Origin of the sequence: Mycolicibacterium doricum (assembly GCF_010728155.1) — a bacterium.
In the GTDB taxonomy this organism is placed as follows: Bacteria; Actinomycetota; Actinomycetes; order Mycobacteriales; family Mycobacteriaceae; genus Mycobacterium; species Mycobacterium doricum.
Window position 1 is genome coordinate 3,010,910 of the sequence record NZ_AP022605.1, and the last position, 19,876, is coordinate 3,030,785.

Genomic DNA, 19,876 nt, shown 5'->3' on the forward strand with positions numbered 1-19,876 from the left:
AGTAGATAACGCGAATCGGCGATGCAGCCATCGCGGATCGGCGAGCTCTTGGATATATTGTCGCAGTGAATGTGCCGCACCGTGTCGCTCGAAACCTGCGTCCGAGGGTTGAAGAGGCGCTGGCCGACACGCGGATCGTTGTCGTTCAGGGCGCGCGACAGGTTGGCAAGTCCACGCTGGCGGCCGAGATCACACGCCACCGCGGCGGGCGTTTAGTCACCCTCGACGATGACGTGACCCGAACGGCAGCGGCCACAGATCCCCACAGTTTCGTTCGCCAGTTCCCCGACGAACTACTCACGATCGACGAAGTGCAACGGGCCCCAGAACTGGTCCTTGCGCTCAAGGCCACCGTTGACGCCGACCAGAGGCCAGGCCAGTATCTGCTCACCGGATCCGCCAATCTCTTGCAGCTCCCAGCGACCGAGGACAGCCTCGCCGGCCGGGCTGAGAGCCTCGAACTCTTCGGATTTAGCCAAGGCGAACTCGCCGGAGTTACTGATGCCTTCATCGACCGGCTGTTTGCCGGCGATCTCTTCCTTGGTCACGAAAGCGACCTGACCCGTCATGACTATCTCACCCGCGCCTGTACCGGCAGCTACCCCGAGGCTGTCAACCGAACGTCAACCAGACGCCGAAATGCATGGCTGGATAACTACGTCGACCGCATCGTCAAACGCGATGCATTGGACGTCTCCAATCTCCAACGCATCGCCGACCTGCCGCGGCTCATCCGACTCCTGGCCGCACGCAGCGCATCCGAGCTCAACCTGAGTTCCCTGGCCGCTGACGCGGAGATCCCCGTGCGCACCCTGCCGCCCTACCTCGATCTCCTCGAGACCCTGTATCTCATCGATCGCATACCCGCATGGTCGACCAACCTTTCCAAGCGGGTCGTCGATCGACCGAAAGTCCTCCTCCTCGATTCCGGACTGGCCGCTCGCCTCGTCAACGTCTCACCTACTGGAGCCGGGCCGAATGCCAACCCGGACGCAGCAGGGGCCATCATCGAAACTTTCGTGATCTCGGAACTCCGGCGACAACTCGGATGGTCACAACAGACCCCTCGACTCTTCCACTATCGCGATCGAGACGGCGCCGAGGTAGACCTGATACTGGAAACCGCCGACGGCCTCATCGCCGCGATCGAGATCAAGTCGGCGGCAACCCTCCGAAGCAAAGACACCCGCTGGATCACCCGACTCCGCGACAGAGTCGGGACACGCTTCGCCGGCGGCCTCATCCTCCACACCGGTCCACAAGCCCAGCCATTCGGCGACCGGCTCGCAGCCGTCCCCATCGACGCCCTCTGGTCCGCCAGGGGGTAGCTTCCCGACTTGCAAACAACCTCACCCTGGCCTGTCAACCCGCCAACCTCATGATCGACAAAACCGGCTGGACCACCCACCGCCCCGGCAACGGCCGCACCCACTGGAACCCACCAAAACACCACGACACCGGCCAACCCCGCCTCAACCACCACTTCCACCCCCACCGCTACCTCAGCAATGGCGGCGACAACGGCGACGGCGACGGCGACGGCGACGGCGACGGCGACGGCGACGGCGACGGCGACGACGACGACGACGACGAACCTGAATAAAGGGCCATGACCTGCAGACCGCGTGTGCTGGCGTATAAGTGTGGGTTTGCACCGGCTGTACTCGGGTACCTGTGCCGACGTCCACCCAGGAAAAGGAGTGACCATGGCATACAGCAATTCGGCGAGGGCCGGCGGAGTAATGGGGAGTTACACGACCACGCTGCAGAAAGCGGCCGCCGCGGTTGGCGCCGTCTTTCTCCTCATCGGGATCCTGGGATTCATCCCAGGCATCACGACCGACTACGACACGATGACATTCGCCGGGCACGAATCCGAGGCCGCTCTACTCGGCATCTTCAACGTGTCGATCCTGCACAACATCGTGCACTTGGCTTTCGGCGTGGCGGGAGTCCTGATGGCACGCAGCTGGAACGGGGCGCGCGTCTATCTCATCGGCGGCGGCGTCATCTACCTCTTGCTGTTCATCTACGGTCTGCTGATCGATCCCGACAGTAGCGCGAATTTCATCCCGGTCAACAACGCCGACAACTGGCTGCACCTCGTGCTGGCCATCGGCATGATCGGCCTCGGCGTCGCGCTCAGTCGTGGCAATAATGCCCTCGCGACGGGTGGCACGGCGCCGCCGAGCACCCGCTGATTCGAGGCGATACTCGGGCGGTTCCGACTGATCAGGCACCCGCCCGGGTGTTGCGTTGTCGGTTTGGTCAGGTCGACAAGAGGTAAGCGATGGTGAAGAGGCCCACGTTGATGGCCGTCCAGGGTGCGGCACTCATCGTCGGTACCGGGTACCTCCTCCTCGGCGCCCTCGGCTTCCTCCCCGGCGTGACCACCGATTACGAGAGTCTCCGGTGGGCCGGGCATCAGTCCGACGCGCTGCTGTTCGGTGTCTTCGCCGTCTCGGGGCTCCACAACGTGCTCCATCTCTTGCTCGGCGTTGCCGGCTTGTTCTGCGCGCGTACCTATGCGGCGTCGCGGGCGTACCTGCTCGCCGGCGGCATCGCGTTGCTCGGCGTATGGATCTACCGCGCCCTCTCCGGACGCAGCGGTATCGCGGACGTGTTCCCCCTAAACCGCGCCGACAACTGGCTGCACTTCGCGCTGGGCGTCGTGATGCTGGTGCTGGCTCTGACCCTTGCCGCACAACACGACCCGACGAAGCCGCGATCTCCTTCACGCGCCAAGCCCCGGGCCTAGCCGGTGCTCAGCGCGCTGCTGTGGGGGCTCGTCGCCGCCTCGTCGTTGATCATCGGTGCCCTGGCGGGTGTCGCACGCGACTGGAACCGGCGCCTGGTCGGACTGGTTCTCGGCTTCGGCGCCGGTGCGCTGGTCGCCAGCATCTCCTTCGAGTTGGCGGAGGAGGGTTTCCGCGTTGGCGGCGCCCTTGCAGTGTCCCTCGGCCTGGCGGTCGGGGCGGTGACGTTCTTCGTCGCCGATCATCTCGTCGACCGCCTCGGCAGCGGGGGCAAAGAGGCAGCGGGCATACCCCTACTACTGGGTGCCCTGCTGGACGGCATCCCCGAACAAGCGGTGCTCGGGATCGGGATTGCCGGCGGTGGGTCGGTCAGCCCTGCGCTGCTCACGGCGATCTTCGTCTCGAACCTTCCCGAGGCCATCGGATCGGCCAGCGATCTGCGCGCCGCCGGTCACCGCACCAGGGGCGTCGTCCTCGGCTGGACGGCGGTCGCCCTGCTCTGCGCCGCCGCCACCGTGGGTGGCTACCAGTTGCAGGAGATAGCAGGCGCACCGTTGCAAGGCGGCATCGACGGTTTCGCGGCCGGTGCGCTGCTGGTCATGCTCGTCGGCTCGATGATCCCGGAAGCCACCGAGAAGGCCCGCGAACAGGCCGGGCTCGCCGCTGTCCTCGGCTTCGCGTTGGCCGCCGGACTGTCCCTCGCCTCGTGAACCGAACCGCCGCGGGTCGGTGGGCCGCCGTTCCGTCAATGACGCCTGGCGTAGCACCTCGGCGCCGTGCATGCGTGGCCGGCGTCGGCGCGCCAACGGCTTCCGGCCACCGCGGGTGCCGCGCTACCGATCGTCGCCGTGCGCTAACCGATCGACAGAGCGATGCCGTCGAGGATGTCGTGCTCGCTGACGACCAGTTCGTCGATACCGGCCCGCTCGCCGAGTTCACGTGCCAATTCTTCGACGATGATCGCGCCGCCACCGATCACGTCGACCCGCCCCTCGTGCATCGGGCCCAGCGCCGCCCGCTGCTGACGCGTCATCGCGATGAGTTCGTCGCATACCGCCAGCAGCGAACCGAATCCGACCCGCGACAAGTGGATCGCGTCTGAGTCGTATGTCGTCATCTGATGCGCCAGCGCCGCCAGCGTCGTCATGGTCCCGGCCACCCCTACCCAGGTGCGCGCACCCGCCACCGGCACGTGCCGCAGCGCCTCGTCGAGTGCACCCCGAATCACCTGGCGAGCGGCCGCCACCTCCCCGGCGGTCGGCGGATCGGAGTGCAGACACCGCTCGGTCAACCGCACGCAGCCGATGTCGGCCGAGAAGCTGGCATCCACGGCTTCCCGGCCCACCACCACCTCTGTCGACCCGCCGCCGAGATCGACGACCACGAACGGCGCGTCGGCCGGATCCAGGTCACCCACCGCGCCGCGGAACGACAACTCGGCCTCCTCGATGCCGGTGATGACCTCCGCAGCCGCCCCGTCGGCCACCTCACCCAGCACGTCGGCGGTCATCTGGAAGAACGCGTCGCGGTTGGCGACATCACGGGCCGCCGACGTCGCGACCATGCGTACCTTCGCCACCTGGTGCGCACGCATCAGTTCCGCGTACGCGGCCAGCGCAGCCCGCGTGCGGGCCAGTGCGTCCGGCGCGAATTCGCCTGTGGCGTCAACCCCTTGACCCAACCGCACGATGCGCATCTCGCGGTGTACGTCGGTCAGCCGGCCGTCGGCCGCGTCGGCGATCAGCAGCCTGATCGAGTTCGTCCCGCAATCGACTGCCGCAACTCTGTTCCTCACGCGCGCCCCCACCTGTCCCGCTCCAGGATCCCCTCCATACCCGGTTCCGCGGCCAGGATCGCCAGCGCCTCGTCACCGAACGGGTTCACCCCCGGCCCCTTCGCCAGCGAGTGTGCGATCACCACGTGCAGACACTTCACCCGGTCGGGCATTCCGCCACCGGAGAAGGTGGTCCCCAGCGGTTCGATCGCGTCGCGTTCGGCCAGGAACGACTCGTGCGCCCGCCGGTACGCGTCGGCCAGAGTGGGGTCCTGCGAGAGCTTTTCGGTCATCTCCCGCATCAGGCCCTCGGATTCCAGGCGGCTCGCCGCCGCGGTCAGCACCGGATGGGTGAGGTAGTACAGCGTCGGGAACGGGGTGCCGTCGGGCAGCCGCGGCGCAGTCTTGACGACACCGGGCTCTCCGTTGGGGCAGCGGTAGGCGATCTCCAGGACACCGCGCGGTTCGCGGCCCAACTGCCGTGCGACGGCGTCCAGGTCGCTTCGCTCAACCACCGGGCGGCAGGGGTGGTGGGGGCGCAGGCCCGGGAGCGGGGGGTGGGGCGGGTGCACCGTGCGGGTCGTCGGCGATCGTCTGCCACAGGGCGGTGTACCAGGGTTGCCCGGACGGGCCGTTCGGCTGTTCGTCTGCCGGTCGGCTGCCGGGCGCCACCGCCCCGGGCGGCAGCTGCACCTGGAACGGGATGTCTCCCGGCATCACGAAACCGAGCCGCTCACGCGCCTGCGCCGCGATGAACACCGGATCGGCCAACTTCACCTTCTGCTCCTCGAGTTCGGCGATCTGCTCACGCAACTGCTCCTCGGTGGCCTTGAGCTGCTGCATCTCCGTGCGTTGCGCGAAGTAGGTGCGCACCGGCCCGGCGATCGTCAGGGTCAGCACACACACCACGGCTGCCAGGATCGCGGCCCGGCGCGCGGCCGAACCGAAACGCTGCTCGGACTGCTCCTCGGCGATCCGTTCGGCCCGCCGCACGATCGCATGACCGACCGATTCGGTGTCGTGCTGTTCGGACGCCGGTTTGGCCTCGATGGCGCGCGGTTCCCGGCGCTGAGTCGACGTGCCCTTCGGGCGGCCCCGATTCGCACCGCCGGGCTTACCCGGCCGGGGGGCCGGGGACCGACGTTTCGGATCGGGCCGCTTCGATTCCGGCACGGGCTATTTGGTCTCCGGGGCGAAGCGCGGGAAGGCCAGGTCGCCTGCGTAGCGAGCCGCGTCACCGAGGGTCTCCTCGATGCGCAGCAACTGGTTGTACTTGGCGACGCGCTCGCTGCGCGCAGGCGCGCCGGTCTTGATCTGGCCGCTGCCGACGGCGACGGCGAGGTCGGCGATCGTGGTGTCCTCGGTCTCGCCGCTGCGGTGGCTCATCATCGTGCGGTACCCGCTGTTGTGGGCCAGCGCGACGGCGTCGAGTGTCTCGGTCAGCGTGCCGATCTGGTTCACCTTCACCAGCAGCGCGTTGGCGGCTCCGCGTTCGATGCCCTCCTCCAGACGCTCGGGATTGGTGACGAACAGGTCGTCACCGACCAACTGCACCCGGTCGCCGATCCGCGTCGTCAACGACACCCAGCCGTCCCAGTCGTCCTCGGACAGCGGATCCTCGATCGACACCAGCGGATAGGCCTCCAGCAGCGAGGCGTAGAACTCGGCCATCTGCTCGGCGGTGCGGGTCTGTTTCTCGAAGCTGTACCCGGTGGCTTCGGTGTAGAACTCCGTGGCCGCCACGTCGAGCGCCAGCGTCACATCGGTGCCGAGCTTGAACCCGGCGGCCTCGATCGCCGAGGAAATCAGGTCGAGCGCGGCCTTGGTACCTGCCACGTCCGGCGCGAAACCGCCCTCGTCACCGAGCCCGGTGGCCAACCCCTGCTTCTTGAGCACCGACTTGAGCGAGTGGTACACCTCGGCACCCCAACGCAGCGCCTCCTTGAACGACGGGGCGCCGATCGGGGCCACCATGAACTCCTGCACGTCGACGCCGGTGTCCGCGTGCGCACCGCCGTTGAGGATGTTCATCATCGGCACCGGCAGGATGTGCGCGTTCGGGCCACCGAGGTAGCGGAACAGCGGAAGACCGGCCGATTCGGCCGCGGCCTTGGACACGGCCAGCGAGACCCCGAGGATCGCGTTGGCGCCCAGCCGGGACTTGTCCGGGGTCCCGTCGAGGTCGAGCAGGGCCTGGTCGATGATCCGCTGATCGTCGGCGCTCATCCCGATCACCGCGGGTGCGATCTCGTCGAGGACGGCCTGCACGGCCTTGTCGACGCCCTTGCCGAGGTAACGGGCACCACCGTCGCGCAGTTCGACGGCCTCGTGTTCACCTGTGGACGCGCCCGAGGGCACCGCGGCGCGCGCGAAGGTGCCGTCGGTCAGCGCCAACTCGACCTCGACCGTCGGGTTGCCGCGGGAGTCGAGGATCTCGCGGGCTCCGACCTGCTCGATGATGGGCACTGGCGTCTCCTTGAGAGTGATCTGCGTGGGCTCGGGCATGCGCCCATCAGCCTAGATGCTGTGGCCGTCGGCGGCGCCACAGGAGTTGGCCGCCTACAGTCGGCGGCCCTCGGCGTACGCGGTGGCCCAGTCGCGCACCGTGCGGGCGTACTGCTCGGAGTAGTTGTAGGCGCGTAGCCCGTTCATCCAGCCGCGTGGAGTGGCGAGATCCTTGCCGGTGTAGCAGAGGTAGCCGGCCGCGGACAGGGCCGCATCGTCGATGTTGTCCGGGTGGGCCTTGCCGTCGCCGTTGGCGTCCACGCCGTACAGCCGCCAGGTCTCGGGGATGAACTGCATCGGCCCCATCGCCCGGTCGAGTTCGTCGTCGCCGTCGAGCAGCCCGGAGTCGGTGTCGCCGATCTCGAGGTTGCCGCTCGAACCGTCCAGCCGCATACCGCGGATCGGCGGGGTGACCTCACCGTTGGCGGCGACCATCGCGCCGCGGTAGTTGCCGTGGTGGCTTTCGACCATGCCGATCCCCGCCAGGGTGGTCCAGGTCAGGTGGCAGTCCGGATTCTCCACTTCGGCGACCCGGGCGGCGTAGGCGTAAGCCTCCAGCGCGGTCACCGGGATGCCCAGCTTCGGCGCCCGCTCCGCGGCCCACTCGTGCAGCGCATCGGCAGCCCGGCCGTCGGCGTACGTGTCGACCGCGGGCACGGGATCTCCCGGCGGCGGCGGAACGCCCTCAGGGATGGGAATGCCCATCTGCCATGAGCAGCTCGAGGCCAGCACCAGGAGCGTCGCGACGACGACGGCGGCCACGGTCACCAAGCGACTCTTCGTCCGCGTCGACAGGCTCCCCTCGTCAGACAAAGCACTCCCTCAACCGACTGTCGTCGCTCCATGCTCCCATGCGACGGTACGTAACCGGCCCTTCCACAAGCCGTGGCGAGGTTGCTGCGACGCGTCGACAGGCCGGCTCCCAGGGTATCGACTTCGCGCAAATGCGGCCGTGGACTGGCATTGCGCGGCCGACTTTTAGGTATGCCTATCCTCTGGCGTCGATGCGGGGTAATGTTCGGCTCCGATCAAGGAGGTCCGATGGGACGGCAAATCGCCTGGCAGGTACCGGTGGTGGCACTGGCTGTGGTTCTGGCCGGTTGTTCGAGCAACAGCGAGGGTGGCGGCGAACCCGACACCTCGTCGACGACCACGACGTCCGAGGCCGCCGCGGCGGTGAGTCCAGAAGCCGAGAAGGCGGCGGCCGACTACAAGGCGTACGCGGTCGCACAGGCCGGTGAGCTCGTCGGGGCCGTCAAGACGCTGACCGACGCGGTGCGGGCCGGCAACCTGCAGGCCGCCCAGGACGCCTACGCCCCGTCGCGCCTGCCGTGGGAGCGCATCGAGCCGCTGGCGGGGCTGGTCGAGGAGATCGACGGCAAGGTCGACGCGCGCGTCGACGACTTCGCCGGCGTCGACGACCCGGCGTTCACCGGATGGCACCGCCTCGAGTACCTGCTGTTCTCGCAGAACACCACCGAGGGTGGCGCGCCGTTCGCCGATCAGCTCGACGCCGACATCGCCACACTGCGCACGCAGCTTCCGACGGTCGACGTCACGCCCGTCGACGTGTCCACCGGCGCTGCCGAGCTGATCGAAGAGGTGTCCGAAGGGAAGATCACCGGCGAGGAGGACCGCTACGCCAAGACCGACCTGTGGGACTTCCAGGCGAACCTCGAGGGTTCGCAGGCCGCGGTGAACCGGCTGTCGCCGGCACTGGTCGAGGCCGACCCCGCCCTGCTGGGCGAGATCGAGGCCGGCTTCTCGGAGATCTTCGCGACCCTGGGTCCGCTGCGCCGCGGTGACGGCTTCGTGCTGTTCTGCACCGAGAACGACCCGTACCCGTCGCCGCGTTGTCCCGAGGTGACCGTCGACCCGGCGACCATCGACAAGATGAAGGCGCAGCTGGCCGGCCTGTCCGAGAACCTGTCCCAGGTGTCAGGAGTGTTGAAGCTGACGTGACCCGAGGTTCGCGGCGTAGAGGTTTTTCACGCCGATCGTTGCTCACCGGCGCGCTGGGCACCGGCGCCGCCGTCGGCGTCGGTGCCGCGCTGTCCGGATGTTCGGGCGCGCAGCCGGCCGCGCCGGTGTCCGGAGCGCGGTTCGTCCCGTTCGACGGCCCGCACCAGACCGGGATCACGGCGGTGCCGATCCCCGAGCAAGGGCTGATCGCCTCCTTCAACGTGTTGTCGCAGGACCGGGCGGGGCTGGCGGCGACGCTGGCCGCACTGACCGACGAGATCCGCGGGCTGATGGCCGGCCGAGCGCCCGAGGTGCGCGACCCCGCCTATCCCCCGGTCGACTCCGGGATCCTGGGAGAGAAGCCACCACCGGACGATCTGTCGGTGGTCGTCGGCGTCGGGGCGTCGCTGTTCGACGAGCGGTTCGGCCTGGCCGACCGCAAGCCCCGGGAACTCGAGACGATGCCGTTCCTGGCGAACGATCGACTCGACCCCAAGCGCTCGCACGGGGACGTGTCGATCATCCTCGAGGCCGGTCACCACGACACCCTGCAGTTCGCCCTGCGCCAGCTGATGCGCCGCACCCGCAGCCACCTGGTGTTGCGGTGGATGATCGACGGCTACGCCCGCGGTATCGGCGCGGGCCCGGCGACGGAGGCAGCGACACCACGAAACTTGTTGGGATTCAAGGACGGAACCTCGAACCTCGACGCCGACGACGACGCGGTGATGAACCGCCACGTCTGGGTGGGTCCCGACGACGGCGAACCGGAATGGGCGGTCGGCGGCTCGTATCAGGCCGTGCGCGTCATCCGCATGTTCGTCGAGTTCTGGGACCGGACTCAGCTCGCCGAGCAGGAAGCCATCTTCGGGCGCCACAAGCTCAGCGGCGCACCCATCGGGATGACCGACGAGTTCGCCGACCCGAACTACGCGCAGGACCCGGACGGCAAGCGGATCAAACTCGACGCCCACATCAGGCTGGCGAACCCCCGCACGGCCGAGACCGAACAGAATCTCATTCTGCGCCGCGGCTTCTCGTACTCGCGGGGCTTCGACGGTGCCGGCCGCCTCGACCAGGGGTTGGCGTTCGTGTCGTACCAGCGCAGCCTCGAGAAGGGCTTCCTGACCGTCCAGCGGCGCCTCAAGGGCGAACCGCTCGAGGAGTACATCCTGCCCGTCGGTGGCGGGTTCTTCTTCATGCTGCCGGGGGTGACCGGCGAGGATCGCTTCCTCGGGGATCAGCTCGTCGGCTAGGACTCGTCGGCTAGGACTCGTCGGCGCGCGCCGCGCCCGACGGCCAGTGCGTCCGCCACTCCGCTTCGGTGATCGGGCCGGGCGCGCTGTCGAGTCCGTCCGGGGCGTCCTCGTCGCGGCGGGCGGCCGCCACCGCGCGCTCGACGCGGCGGACAGTGTCCATGAATTCGAGAACGTCCGCGCGCAAGGCGTTCTCCGCATCGTGATCGGCCGACACGCTGACCGTCGTCAGCGTTTCGGGGATCAGCTCGGCGGGCAGGCCGGCCGCGGTGACCCTGGCCAACACCTTCTGCGCCAGCGCCAATGCCGGTTGAGCGGTCGGCACATCGTCCATACAGGAGTCGCGCACTTTCTCGGCGGCCTTGCGCTCCTCCCACTGTGCCAACTGCTCGTCGAGCGACACCGATTCTCCGGCGAGCACTGCCGGCACCCGGTTGCCGAGTTTGCGGATCAGGGAATCGGCCACGTCGTCGATGGTGAATGCGTGCTGCGACGCGTCCTCGGCGATGCGGGCGTGGAACAGCACCTGCAGCAGCACGTCACCGAGTTCGGCGCGCAGTTCGTCCGCGTCACCGCTGCGCACGGCGTCGAAGACTTCGTAGGTCTCCTCCAGCAGGTAGCGGCGCAGCGAATCGTGGGTCTGTTCGCTCTCCCACGGCCCGGATGTGCGCAGCTTGTCCATCATCGCGACGGCGTCGACGAGGCGTTCGCCCGGCTGCGGTTCGGGGGCCGAGATCAGCCGGTCACCCGCCGCCAGCCGCGACCTGACCGCGGGGTGGTCGGGATCCGACGACAACAGCACCGGCGCGGCCTCGTCGTCCGACGGGTCGGAGAACCATGGCCGGGCCGCCGGCAGCGACCACGGAACCTTGATCGGCATCTCCTCGGTGTACTGCACGTCGCCGGCGAGCAGTCCGATCGCCTCAACTGGGACCAGTGAGGGACGGCGGGGATCGACCAGGACGACCGTCATGCTCGTGGCCCCCCGATCTTCGCCATGTCGACCTGCGCCTGCGGCTTTCCGTTGAGGGCCAGGATCAAACCAGCCACCATCGCGACCAGCTCGGCGTCGCGGATGCGTGGTGACCCGACGCTGTCGGCCGCCCGCGGAATCGGCACCGTCACGGTCCGCGTCGTCGCACGGTAGCCGCCGCCCGGATACATCCGCTTGAGCCGCAGCTGCCCGGAGTCGGGCAGCTCCATCGGCGACAGTTTGACCGTCGACGCCGACACCGAGCTGACGTCGGTGATGCCGAATTCTCGGCACAGCAGACGCAGCCGGGCGACGCCGACCAGACGCTGCGCCGGTTCCGGCAGCGGCCCGTACCGGTCGACGAGCTCGTCGACGACGGCGTCCACCCCGGCGTCGTCGGCGGCCGCGGCCAGCCGCCGGTACGCCTCCAACCGCAGCCGGTCACTGCCGATGTAGTCCGGCGGCAGGTTCGCGTCGACCGGCAGGTCGATCCGCACATCCTTCGTTTCCTCTGGTGTGGCAACGGTTTTGCCCTCCAAAGATGCGGAGTACGCCGCCCGATATGCTTCCACGGCCTCACCGACCAGTCGCACGTAGAGGTCGAATCCGACGCCGGCCACGTGACCCGATTGTTCGGCGCCCAGCACGTTGCCGGCTCCGCGGATCTCGAGGTCCTTCATCGCGACCGCCATCCCCGCGCCCAGTTCGTTGTTCTGGGCGATCGTGGCGAGCCGGTCGTAGGCCGTCTCGGTCAGCGGCTGGTCGGGCGGATACAGGAAGTAGGCGTACCCGCGTTCGCGGCTTCGGCCCACCCGGCCCCGCAACTGGTGCAGCTGGGACAGGCCGAACGTGTCCGCGCGCTCGACGATCAGCGTGTTGGCATTGGAGATGTCCAGACCCGTCTCGACGATCGTGGTGCAGACCAGGATGTCGTACTCCCGGTTCCAGAATCCCTCGACGGTTTTCTCGAGCATCTCCTCGGGCATCTGGCCGTGGGCTACCACGACCCGTGCCTCCGGCACCAGCGCCGCGATCTTCGCCGCCGCCTGATCGATGGTGCGCACCCGGTTGTGGATGTAGAACGCCTGCCCGTCGCGCAGCAGTTCGCGGCGTAACGCGGCGGCGACCTGCTTGTCGTCTTGCGGCCCGACGTACGTCAGCACCGGGTAACGCTCCTCCGGCGGCGTCAGGATCGTCGACATCTCCCGGATGCCGGCCAGGCTCATCTCCAGCGTGCGCGGGATCGGGGTGGCGCTCATGGTGAGCACGTCGACGTGGGTGCGCATCGACTTGATGTGCTCTTTGTGCTCCACGCCGAACCGCTGCTCCTCGTCGACGACGATCAGCCCGAGGTCCTTCCACACCACCCCCGTCTGCAGCAGGCGGTGTGTGCCGATCACGATGTCGACCGACCCGTCCTTCATCCCCTCGAGCACCGCACGCGATTGCGCGGGGTCGGTGAACCGCGACAGGCCCTTGACGGTGACGGGGAAGCCGGACATCCGAGTGGTGAAGGTCTGCAGATGCTGATCAGCCAGCAGCGTCGTCGGCACCAGCACGGCCACCTGCTTACCGTCCTGCACCGCCTTGAACGCCGCGCGCACCGCGATCTCGGTCTTCCCGTAACCGACGTCACCGCAGATCACCCGGTCCATCGGCACCGGCTTTTCCATATCGGCCTTGACCTCTTGGATGGCCGTGAGCTGGTCGACGGTCTCGGTGAACCCGAACGCGTCCTCCATCTCGTTCTGCCACGGCGTGTCCGGCCCGAAGGCGTGGCCCGGCGCGGCCTGCCGCTTGGCATACAGGGACACCAGTTCGCCGGCGATCTCACGAACGGCCCGGCGCGCCTTGGTCTTGGTGTTGGCCCAGTCGCTGCCGCCGAGTTTGGACAGCGACGGCGACTCGCCGCCGACATAGCGCGACAGCTGGTCGAGGGAGTCCATCGGCACGTACAGCCGGTCCGAGCCGTCCTTTCCAGCGCCCCTCTTCCCCGATGCGTACTCCAGCACGAGATACTCACGGCGCGCCCCGCCGACGACGCGTTCGGTCATCTCGAGGAACCGGCCGATGCCGTGCTGATCGTGGACCACCAGGTCGCCGGCGGTCAGGGCCAGCGGGTCGACGACGTTGCGACGTTTGGCGGCCAGCCGCTTTCCCTCGGTGGCCGCGACGCGGCTGCCGGTCAGATCGGCCTCGGTGACGATCACCAGCGAGGCGCCCGGCAGGACGACCCCGTCGTGCAGCGGGCCCTTGAGCACGCCGACGACACCGGGCTCCGGTTCCGCGCCGGGCTCCAGCCTCGCTGCGGGAGCGTCGTTCTCGCCGAGTTGTTCGACGACGCGCTGGGCGGTGCCCGCACCGGGTGTCACGACGGCGGCGTAGCCGCCCGTCGCCACGTGCGCGCGCAGCATCGCGAAGATCTCCTCGACCGAGTGCTGCTGTCCGCGCACCGACGGCGCCGACCGGATGTCGAGTTCGATCGCCTTCTCGTCGGACAGCTGGCTCAGCGTCCACCACGGGTGGCCGCCGGCCCGAGCGCCGGTGCGCACCTCCTCGAACCCAAGGAAGCCGGACGCGCCCATCGCCTCCAGGTCGATCGGGGCTGTGCTGGCGTCACCGAATGCAGCAGCCGACCACGACGCCTCGAGGAACTCCCGCCCGGTCTTGATCAGGTCCCCGGCGCGGGTGCGCACCTTCTCCGGGTCGCACACCAGGATCGGCGCCGAGTCCGGCAGGTGGTCGGACAGCATCGCCAGCTCGGTCGGGCGCAGCAGCGGTAGCAGTGCCTCCATCCCGTCGACCGGGATGCCTTCGGCGAGTTTGGCCAGCATGTCGGGCACGCTGCCCGGGACGGTGTGCTCGTGGGTCGGGTGGGCTGCGGCGAGCACAGCGGCGCGACTTCTCACCTCGTCGCTCATCAGCAGCTCGCGGCAGGGCACCGCGATGACGGTGTCGACCTCGATCTCCGGGATGGACCGCTGGTCGGCGACGGCGAACATCCGCATCTCGGAGATCTCGTCACCCCAGAACTCGACCCGGACCGGATGTTCGGCGGTCGGCGGGAAGACGTCGAGGATGCCGCCCCGGACGGCGAACTCACCGCGCTTGGCCACCATGTCGCACCGGGTGTAGGCCAAACCGACCAGTCGGGCGATCACCTGCTCGAATTCGATCTCGGTGCCGACGGCCAGCGTGACCGGTTCCACCTCGGCCAGACCGGCCGCCATCGGCTGCGCCAGTGAGCGTGCCGTGGTCACCACCACCCGCAGCGGCGGGCCCAGGCGCGGGTCGTCGGGATGCGCCAGCCGGCGCAGCAGCATCATCCGCGCCCCGACGGTGTCGACTCCGGGTGAGAGCCGCTCGTGCGGAAGCGTCTCCCAGGACGGGAAGAGCGCCGCCGAGTCGCCGAGGACACCGCGCAGCTCTGCGGTCAGATCGTCGGCCTCACGGCCGGTGGCGGTGACGGCGAGCAGCGGACCGGCCTGGGCGAGCGCCGCGGTGACGAACAGCCGCGCGCTGGCCGGCCCGACCATCGACAGGTCGTCGGGTTTGCCGGCGGCGCGGCGCGCGAGATCGGCCAGGCACGGATCCTGTAGCGCGAATTCGACGAGACCCGCGATCGGGGTCTGGACAGATGGGTGCCCCGATACGGTCATGATGACCCCATCCTAGGCGCCCCCGCCCGGGAGCCGCCCGCCCTGGTGGGACCGGCTACTCGTCGTCGTGCAGCCCGGGGTCGGCTTCGAGGTGGGTCAGCCCGTTCCACATCAGGTTCACCAGGTGCGCGGCGACGACCTCCTTCTCGGGCATGCGGGTGGCCAGCCACCACTGCGCGGTCATCGACACCGAGCCGACCAGCGCTTGGGCGTAGAGCGGCGCCAGTTCCGGGTCCAGCCCGCGCCGCGAGAAGTCGCCGGCCAGGATCGAGCTGACCTGGTTGACGGCGTCGTTGAGCAGCGTCGAATAGGTGCCCGAGGTGATCGCCGCAGGGGAGTCCCGGATCAGGATCCGGAAGCCGTCGGTGCGCTCCTCGACGTAGGTCAGCAACGCGAGTGCGACCCGCTCCACCCGCACCCGCGAGCGGTTGTTGGTCAGCGACGAGGTGATGCCGTCGAGCAACGCCGACATCTCGCGGTCGACCACCACCGCATAGAGCCCCTCCTTACCGCCGAAATGCTCGTAGACCACGGGCTTGGACACGTTCGCCCGCTGTGCGACCTCCTCGATGGAGGTCCCCTCGTAACCACGCTCGGCGAACAGCGACTTGGCAATCTCGATGAGCTGCTGGCGCCGTTCGCTGCCGGTCATCCGGGCGCGGGGTACGCGCACTTCTTTGTCGGGCGCTGCCATTCTTGGAGCGTATCGGCTTGGACTACGATCTCGGGTGATCGATCCGTCGTGGTGTAATCGGCAGCACCTCTGATTTTGGTTCAGATAGTTCAGGTTCGAGTCCTGGCGACGGAGCACACATGACCACATCGACCGATACCGCGGTCCTCGTACTGGCTGCCGGCGCCGGGACCCGGATGCGTTCGGACATCCCGAAGGTGCTGCACCCGCTCGGCGGCCGCAGCATGCTCGCGCACGCCCTGCACACCGTGGCCAAGCTCGCCCCGCAGCACCTGGTGGTGGTGCTCGGGCACGACCGTGAGCGCGTCGCGCCCGCGGTCGAGGCGCTGGCCATCGAGCTCGGCCGCCCGATCGACATCGCGATCCAGGACCGGCAACTCGGGACCGGCCACGCCGCCGAATGCGGGCTCTCGGCGCTACCCGAAGACTTCGCCGGCGTCGTCGTCGTGACCGCGGGTGACGTCCCGCTGCTCGACGCGGACACCATGGCCAACCTGCTGGCCACCCATGGTTCGGCCGCGGCGACCGTGCTGACCACCACGGTCGACGACCCGACTGGCTACGGGCGCATCCTGCGGGGCCAGGACAACGAGGTCACCGGAATCGTCGAGCAGGCCGACGCCAGCCCGTCGCAGCTGGCCATCCGCGAGGTCAACGCCGGCGTCTACGCCTTCGACACCACCGCGCTGCGTTCGGCGCTGCGCCGGCTGGGGTCGGACAACGCGCAGAACGAGTTGTACCTCACCGACGTCGTCGCGATCTTCCGCCAGGACGGCCGCAGCGTGCGCGCCGAACACGTCGACGACAGCGCCCTGGTCGCCGGCGTCAACGACCGCGTGCAACTGGCGACGCTGGGCGCCGAACTCAACCGCCGCATCGTCAACGCCCACCAGCGGGCCGGTGTCACGGTGATCGATCCGCGCGCCACCTGGATCGACGTCGACGTCACCATCGGTCGCGACACCGTGATCCGCCCCGGCACTCAACTTCTCGGCCGCACCCGCATCGGCGGCCGCTGCGATGTCGGACCGGACACCACGCTGCGCGACGTCACCGTCGGCGACGCCGCCTCGGTGATCCGCACCCACGGCTCGGAGTCGGTCGTCGGCGACGGCGCTTCCGTGGGCCCGTTCACCTATCTGCGGCCGGGCACCGTCCTTGGCGCCGAGGGCAAGCTGGGCGCCTTCGTCGAGACGAAGAACGCGACGGTGGGCGCCGGCACCAAGGTGCCGCACCTGACCTACGTCGGTGATGCCGACATCGGGGAGCACAGCAATATCGGCGCGTCGAGCGTGTTCGTCAACTACGACGGCGAGACCAAGAACCGCACGACGATCGGTTCGCACGTCCGCACCGGGTCGGACACCATGTTCGTCGCGCCCGTGACCGTCGGCGACGGCGCCTACACCGGTGCCGGCACGGTGATCCGTGACGATGTCCCGCCGGGTGCGCTGGCAGTCTCCTCGGGATCGCAGCGCAACATCGAGGGGTGGGTGATCCGCAAACGCCCGGGCTCTGCCGCTGCCCGCGCGGCCGCCGAAGCGGCCGAGCAGGCCCGAGGTCACCGCGACGACCACCAGGGGTCGTGACCTCGACCACTTCTGTTCGCGTTCCGGCAACCCGGCCACGAACATTCAGATTCGCTACGTACGATTGGGCCGACACGATCCCCGACCGGCGAGGGCGCACAGTGGGCACCGAGTGGACCGACAACCGCAAGAACCTGATGCTGTTCTCGGGCCGCGCGCACCCCGAACTGGCTGAACAGGTCGCCAAAGAGCTCGACACCCCGGTGACCGCGCAGACCGCCCGCGACTTCGCCAACGGCGAGATCTTCGTGCGCTTCGACGAATCCGTGCGTGGCTGCGACGCGTTCGTCCTGCAGTCCCATCCGGCGCCGCTGAACCAGCACCTGATGGAACAGCTCATCATGATCGACGCGCTCAAACGCGGCAGCGCCAAGCGGATCACCGCGATCCTGCCCTTCTACCCGTACGCGCGCCAGGACAAGAAGCACCGTGGCCGTGAGCCGATCTCGGCCCGACTGGTCGCCGACCTGCTCAAGACCGCAGGCGCCAACCGGATCCTCACCGTCGACCTGCACACCGACCAGATCCAGGGCTTCTTCGACGGACCCGTCGACCACATGCGGGCGCAGAAGCTGCTGACCGGCTACATCGCCGAGCACTACCCGTGCGAGGACATGGTCGTGGTGTCCCCCGACTCGGGTCGTGTCCGGGTCGCCGAGAAGTGGGCGGACTCGCTGGGCGGCACGCCGCTGGCGTTCATCCACAAGACCCGCGATCCGCTGGTGCCCAACCAGGTGGTGGCCAACCGCGTGGTCGGCGACGTGCGGGGGAAGACCTGCGTGCTGACCGACGACATGATCGACACCGGCGGCACCATCGCCGGAGCGGTGAAGCTGCTCAAGCAGAACGGTGCGGGTGACGTGATCGTCGCGGCGACGCACGGTGTGCTGTCCGCCCCCGCGGGTGAGCGGCTCGCCGGATGCGGTGCCCGAGAGGTGATCGTCACCAACACCCTGCCGATCGGCGAGGACAAGCAGTTCCCGCAGCTGACCGTGCTGTCGATCGCGCCGCTGCTGGCCAACACCATTCGTGCGGTGTTCGACAACGGTTCGGTGACAAGCCTTTTCGACGGGTCAGCATAGATGGGTTCGGCATCTCCGGGCACCCGGTCGGCCGGCCCGATCGACACGGTGAAACAGATCCTGTGACGGCTCTCCGCGTGGCGGCGGGCACCGCGCTGCTGGTCCTCGCCACCGCTGCCTGCGGCGCGCAAGCCCCTGACTACCAATCGGTCTGGAGCACGTCGAGCAGCGCACCTCCGCCGTCGGAGACACCGACCGAGGCGCCGGTGCCGATCGCGCAGTACCTCGAGGAAGTGGGTGTCACCGGCCGCACGGTCGCCCCGGAGAAGCTGCCCGACCTCACCGTCAGCATCCCCACGCCCCCCGGCTGGCAGCCGTATCCGGGCCGGCAGTTCGAACCGGGCACCCGGGTGATCGCCAAGGGTGACACGTATCCGATCGCGGTGCTCATGGTGTTCGAGTTGAGCGGGCAGTTCGACCCCGCCGAGGCGGTCAAACACGGCGACGACGACGCCCGGCTGTCGGAGAATTTCAAGGAACTCAACGCCTCGCAGGACAACTGGCGCGGCCTGCCGTCGGCGATGGTCGAGGGCACCTACGACCTCAACGGCCAGCGGATGCAGACCTACAACCGGATCGTCATCGCAACCGGGTCGCCGCCGGCCAACCAGCGCTACCTCGTCCAGCTGACCGTGACCAGCTTCGCCAACGAGTCCGAGAAATACGGCAAGGACATCGAGGCGATCCTGGCCGGCTTCACGGTCGCGCTGAAGACGTAGCCGCACGCGCCGATACAGTGGCAGACATGAGTCACTGGACCGCAGCCGACCTTCCCTCCTTCGCCGGCCGCTCGGTGATCGTCACCGGCGCCAACAGCGGTCTGGGGCTGGTCACCGCCCGAGAACTGGCGCGCGTGGGCGCCGACGTCGTACTCGCGGTGCGCAACACCGCCAAGGGCGCCGAGGCGGCGGCAACCATGTCCGGCAACGTCACCGTCCGCGAACTCGATCTGCAGAACCTCGCGTCGGTGCGCGAGTTCGCCGCGGGCACCGGGAGGGTCGACATCCTGGTGAACAACGCCGGGATCATGGCCGTGCCCTACGCGCGGACCGTCGACGGGTTCGAAAGCCAGATCGGGACCAACCACCTCGGCCATTTCGCGCTGACCAACCTGCTGCTGCCCGAGATCACCGACCGGGTGGTCACGGTGTCGTCGTTCATGCACATCTTCGGCCGCATCAACCTCGACGACCTCAACTGGAAGGCCCGGCCGTATTCGGCGTGGCTGGCCTACGGGCAGTCGAAACTGGCCAACCTGTTGTTCACCAGCGAACTGCAGAACCGGTTGCGGCGCGCCGGATCGCCGGTGCGCGCCCTGGCGGCCCACCCGGGCTATTCGCACACCAACCTGCAGGGGAAGTCCGGCCGCAAGCTCGGTGACGCGGTGATGGCCCTGGGCGGCAGGTACTTCGCGACCGACGCCGACTTCGGCGCGCGCCAGACGCTGTACGCGGTGGCCCAGGATCTGCCCGGCGACACCTTCGTCGGCCCGAGGTTCATGCTGCGTGGTTCGACCGGTCCGGCGTGGCGCACCCCGCGGGCCCGGGACATGAAGACCGCCGCGGCGCTGTGGGAGCTGTCCGAGCAGCTCACCGGCACCACCTTCCCGCTCTAGGCTTCCGCCGC

The 19,876-nt window shown here is 68.6% G+C and carries 19 protein-coding genes and 1 tRNA gene; 12 read left to right on the top strand and 8 right to left on the bottom strand.

Annotation, left to right across the window (positions count from 1 at the left end; all coding sequences use genetic code 11):
• The first annotated feature begins 65 nt into the window (after window positions 1-65).
• The 5 genes from G6N07_RS14660 (at window position 66) to G6N07_RS14680 (ending at window position 3,466) form a co-directional block, all read left to right on the top strand.
• Complete coding sequence (locus G6N07_RS14660) at window positions 66-1,328, top strand: ATP-binding protein (RefSeq protein WP_085189994.1); 1,263 nt, start codon at window positions 66-68, stop codon at window positions 1,326-1,328.
• Between the two features lie 50 nt (window positions 1,329-1,378).
• Window positions 1,379-1,603: a hypothetical protein gene (locus G6N07_RS20470; protein WP_235849680.1), complete on the top strand. Its 225-nt coding sequence runs from the start codon at window positions 1,379-1,381 to the stop codon at window positions 1,601-1,603.
• A 103-nt stretch (window positions 1,604-1,706) separates the two neighbouring features.
• Entirely contained in the window at window positions 1,707-2,201 is a 495-nt protein-coding gene (locus G6N07_RS14670) for a DUF4383 domain-containing protein (protein WP_197913026.1), read from the top strand.
• A gap of 89 nt (window positions 2,202-2,290) precedes the next feature.
• The gene (locus tag G6N07_RS14675) at window positions 2,291-2,758 is read left to right on the top strand and encodes a DUF4383 domain-containing protein (protein ID WP_085189998.1); all 468 of its coding nucleotides are present in this window, start codon (window positions 2,291-2,293) and stop codon (window positions 2,756-2,758) included.
• A 3-nt stretch (window positions 2,759-2,761) separates the two neighbouring features.
• Complete coding sequence (locus G6N07_RS14680) at window positions 2,762-3,466, top strand: ZIP family metal transporter (RefSeq protein WP_085190000.1); 705 nt, start codon at window positions 2,762-2,764, stop codon at window positions 3,464-3,466.
• Between the two features lie 143 nt (window positions 3,467-3,609).
• Here the strand turns inward: G6N07_RS14680 and G6N07_RS14685 are convergent, their stop codons facing one another.
• The 5 genes from G6N07_RS14685 to G6N07_RS14705 all read right to left on the bottom strand — a co-directional run bounded on the left by G6N07_RS14685 (window position 3,610) and on the right by G6N07_RS14705 (window position 7,848).
• Window positions 3,610-4,551 (bottom strand): Ppx/GppA phosphatase family protein, encoded by a 942-nt coding sequence (locus G6N07_RS14685; RefSeq protein WP_085190008.1) that lies wholly within the window; start codon window positions 4,549-4,551, stop codon window positions 3,610-3,612.
• The gene (locus G6N07_RS14690; protein WP_085190002.1) at window positions 4,548-5,045 is read right to left on the bottom strand and encodes a DUF501 domain-containing protein; all 498 of its coding nucleotides are present in this window, start codon (window positions 5,043-5,045) and stop codon (window positions 4,548-4,550) included. The genes G6N07_RS14685 and G6N07_RS14690 overlap by 4 nt, the downstream gene beginning before the upstream one ends.
• Window positions 5,038-5,703, bottom strand: coding sequence for an FtsB family cell division protein (locus tag G6N07_RS14695; RefSeq protein ID WP_163784216.1), 666 nt, complete (start codon window positions 5,701-5,703; stop codon window positions 5,038-5,040). Before G6N07_RS14695 ends, G6N07_RS14690 begins: the two co-directional genes overlap by 8 nt.
• A gap of 3 nt (window positions 5,704-5,706) precedes the next feature.
• Window positions 5,707-6,996 carry a phosphopyruvate hydratase gene (gene eno / locus G6N07_RS14700; RefSeq protein ID WP_085188172.1) on the bottom strand — a complete coding sequence of 430 codons (1,290 nt, stop codon included), beginning with the start codon at window positions 6,994-6,996 and terminating at the stop codon, window positions 5,707-5,709.
• Between the two features lie 93 nt (window positions 6,997-7,089).
• On the bottom strand, window positions 7,090-7,848 hold the full coding sequence (locus G6N07_RS14705; RefSeq protein WP_085188151.1) for a lytic transglycosylase domain-containing protein: 759 nt from the start codon (window positions 7,846-7,848) through the stop codon (window positions 7,090-7,092).
• 228 nt (window positions 7,849-8,076) lie between these two features.
• On the opposite strand from G6N07_RS14705, the gene G6N07_RS14710 reads away from it, so the two are divergent.
• Both G6N07_RS14710 and G6N07_RS14715 read left to right on the top strand, forming a co-directional pair.
• Window positions 8,077-8,997, top strand: coding sequence for an EfeM/EfeO family lipoprotein (locus G6N07_RS14710; protein WP_085188170.1), 921 nt, complete (start codon window positions 8,077-8,079; stop codon window positions 8,995-8,997).
• On the top strand, window positions 8,994-10,253 hold the full coding sequence (locus tag G6N07_RS14715; protein ID WP_085188149.1) for a Dyp-type peroxidase: 1,260 nt from the start codon (window positions 8,994-8,996) through the stop codon (window positions 10,251-10,253). The genes G6N07_RS14710 and G6N07_RS14715 overlap by 4 nt, the downstream gene beginning before the upstream one ends.
• A gap of 10 nt (window positions 10,254-10,263) precedes the next feature.
• Here G6N07_RS14715 and G6N07_RS14720 read toward each other — a convergent pair whose 3' ends face one another.
• The 3 genes from G6N07_RS14720 to G6N07_RS14730 are packed head-to-tail and all read right to left on the bottom strand — an operon-like array spanning window position 10,264 to window position 15,579.
• On the bottom strand, window positions 10,264-11,226 hold the full coding sequence (locus tag G6N07_RS14720) for a nucleoside triphosphate pyrophosphohydrolase (protein ID WP_085188147.1): 963 nt from the start codon (window positions 11,224-11,226) through the stop codon (window positions 10,264-10,266).
• Window positions 11,223-14,885, bottom strand: coding sequence for a transcription-repair coupling factor (gene mfd / locus G6N07_RS14725; RefSeq protein ID WP_085188145.1), 3,663 nt, complete (start codon window positions 14,883-14,885; stop codon window positions 11,223-11,225). The genes G6N07_RS14720 and mfd overlap by 4 nt, the downstream gene beginning before the upstream one ends.
• A 55-nt stretch (window positions 14,886-14,940) precedes the next feature.
• Window positions 14,941-15,579 carry a TetR/AcrR family transcriptional regulator gene (locus G6N07_RS14730; protein WP_085188143.1) on the bottom strand — a complete coding sequence of 213 codons (639 nt, stop codon included), beginning with the start codon at window positions 15,577-15,579 and terminating at the stop codon, window positions 14,941-14,943.
• A gap of 42 nt (window positions 15,580-15,621) precedes the next feature.
• Here G6N07_RS14730 and G6N07_RS14735 point away from each other — a divergent pair.
• From G6N07_RS14735 to G6N07_RS14755, 5 genes are all read left to right on the top strand, one after another.
• Window positions 15,622-15,693: transfer RNA gene (locus G6N07_RS14735), tRNA-Gln, on the top strand.
• Between the two features lie 5 nt (window positions 15,694-15,698).
• A complete protein-coding gene (gene glmU, locus G6N07_RS14740) occupies window positions 15,699-17,168 on the top strand; it encodes a bifunctional UDP-N-acetylglucosamine diphosphorylase/glucosamine-1-phosphate N-acetyltransferase GlmU (RefSeq protein ID WP_085188141.1) in 1,470 nt (489 codons plus the stop codon).
• Window positions 17,169-17,269: 101 nt separating this feature from the next.
• Window positions 17,270-18,250: a ribose-phosphate diphosphokinase gene (locus G6N07_RS14745; RefSeq protein ID WP_085188139.1), complete on the top strand. Its 981-nt coding sequence runs from the start codon at window positions 17,270-17,272 to the stop codon at window positions 18,248-18,250.
• Window positions 18,251-18,312: 62 nt separating this feature from the next.
• Window positions 18,313-18,969 (top strand): LpqN/LpqT family lipoprotein, encoded by a 657-nt coding sequence (locus tag G6N07_RS14750; protein WP_085188137.1) that lies wholly within the window; start codon window positions 18,313-18,315, stop codon window positions 18,967-18,969.
• A 26-nt stretch (window positions 18,970-18,995) separates the two neighbouring features.
• Window positions 18,996-19,865 (top strand): oxidoreductase, encoded by an 870-nt coding sequence (locus tag G6N07_RS14755; protein WP_085188135.1) that lies wholly within the window; start codon window positions 18,996-18,998, stop codon window positions 19,863-19,865.
• The last annotated feature ends 11 nt before the right edge of the window (window positions 19,866-19,876 follow it).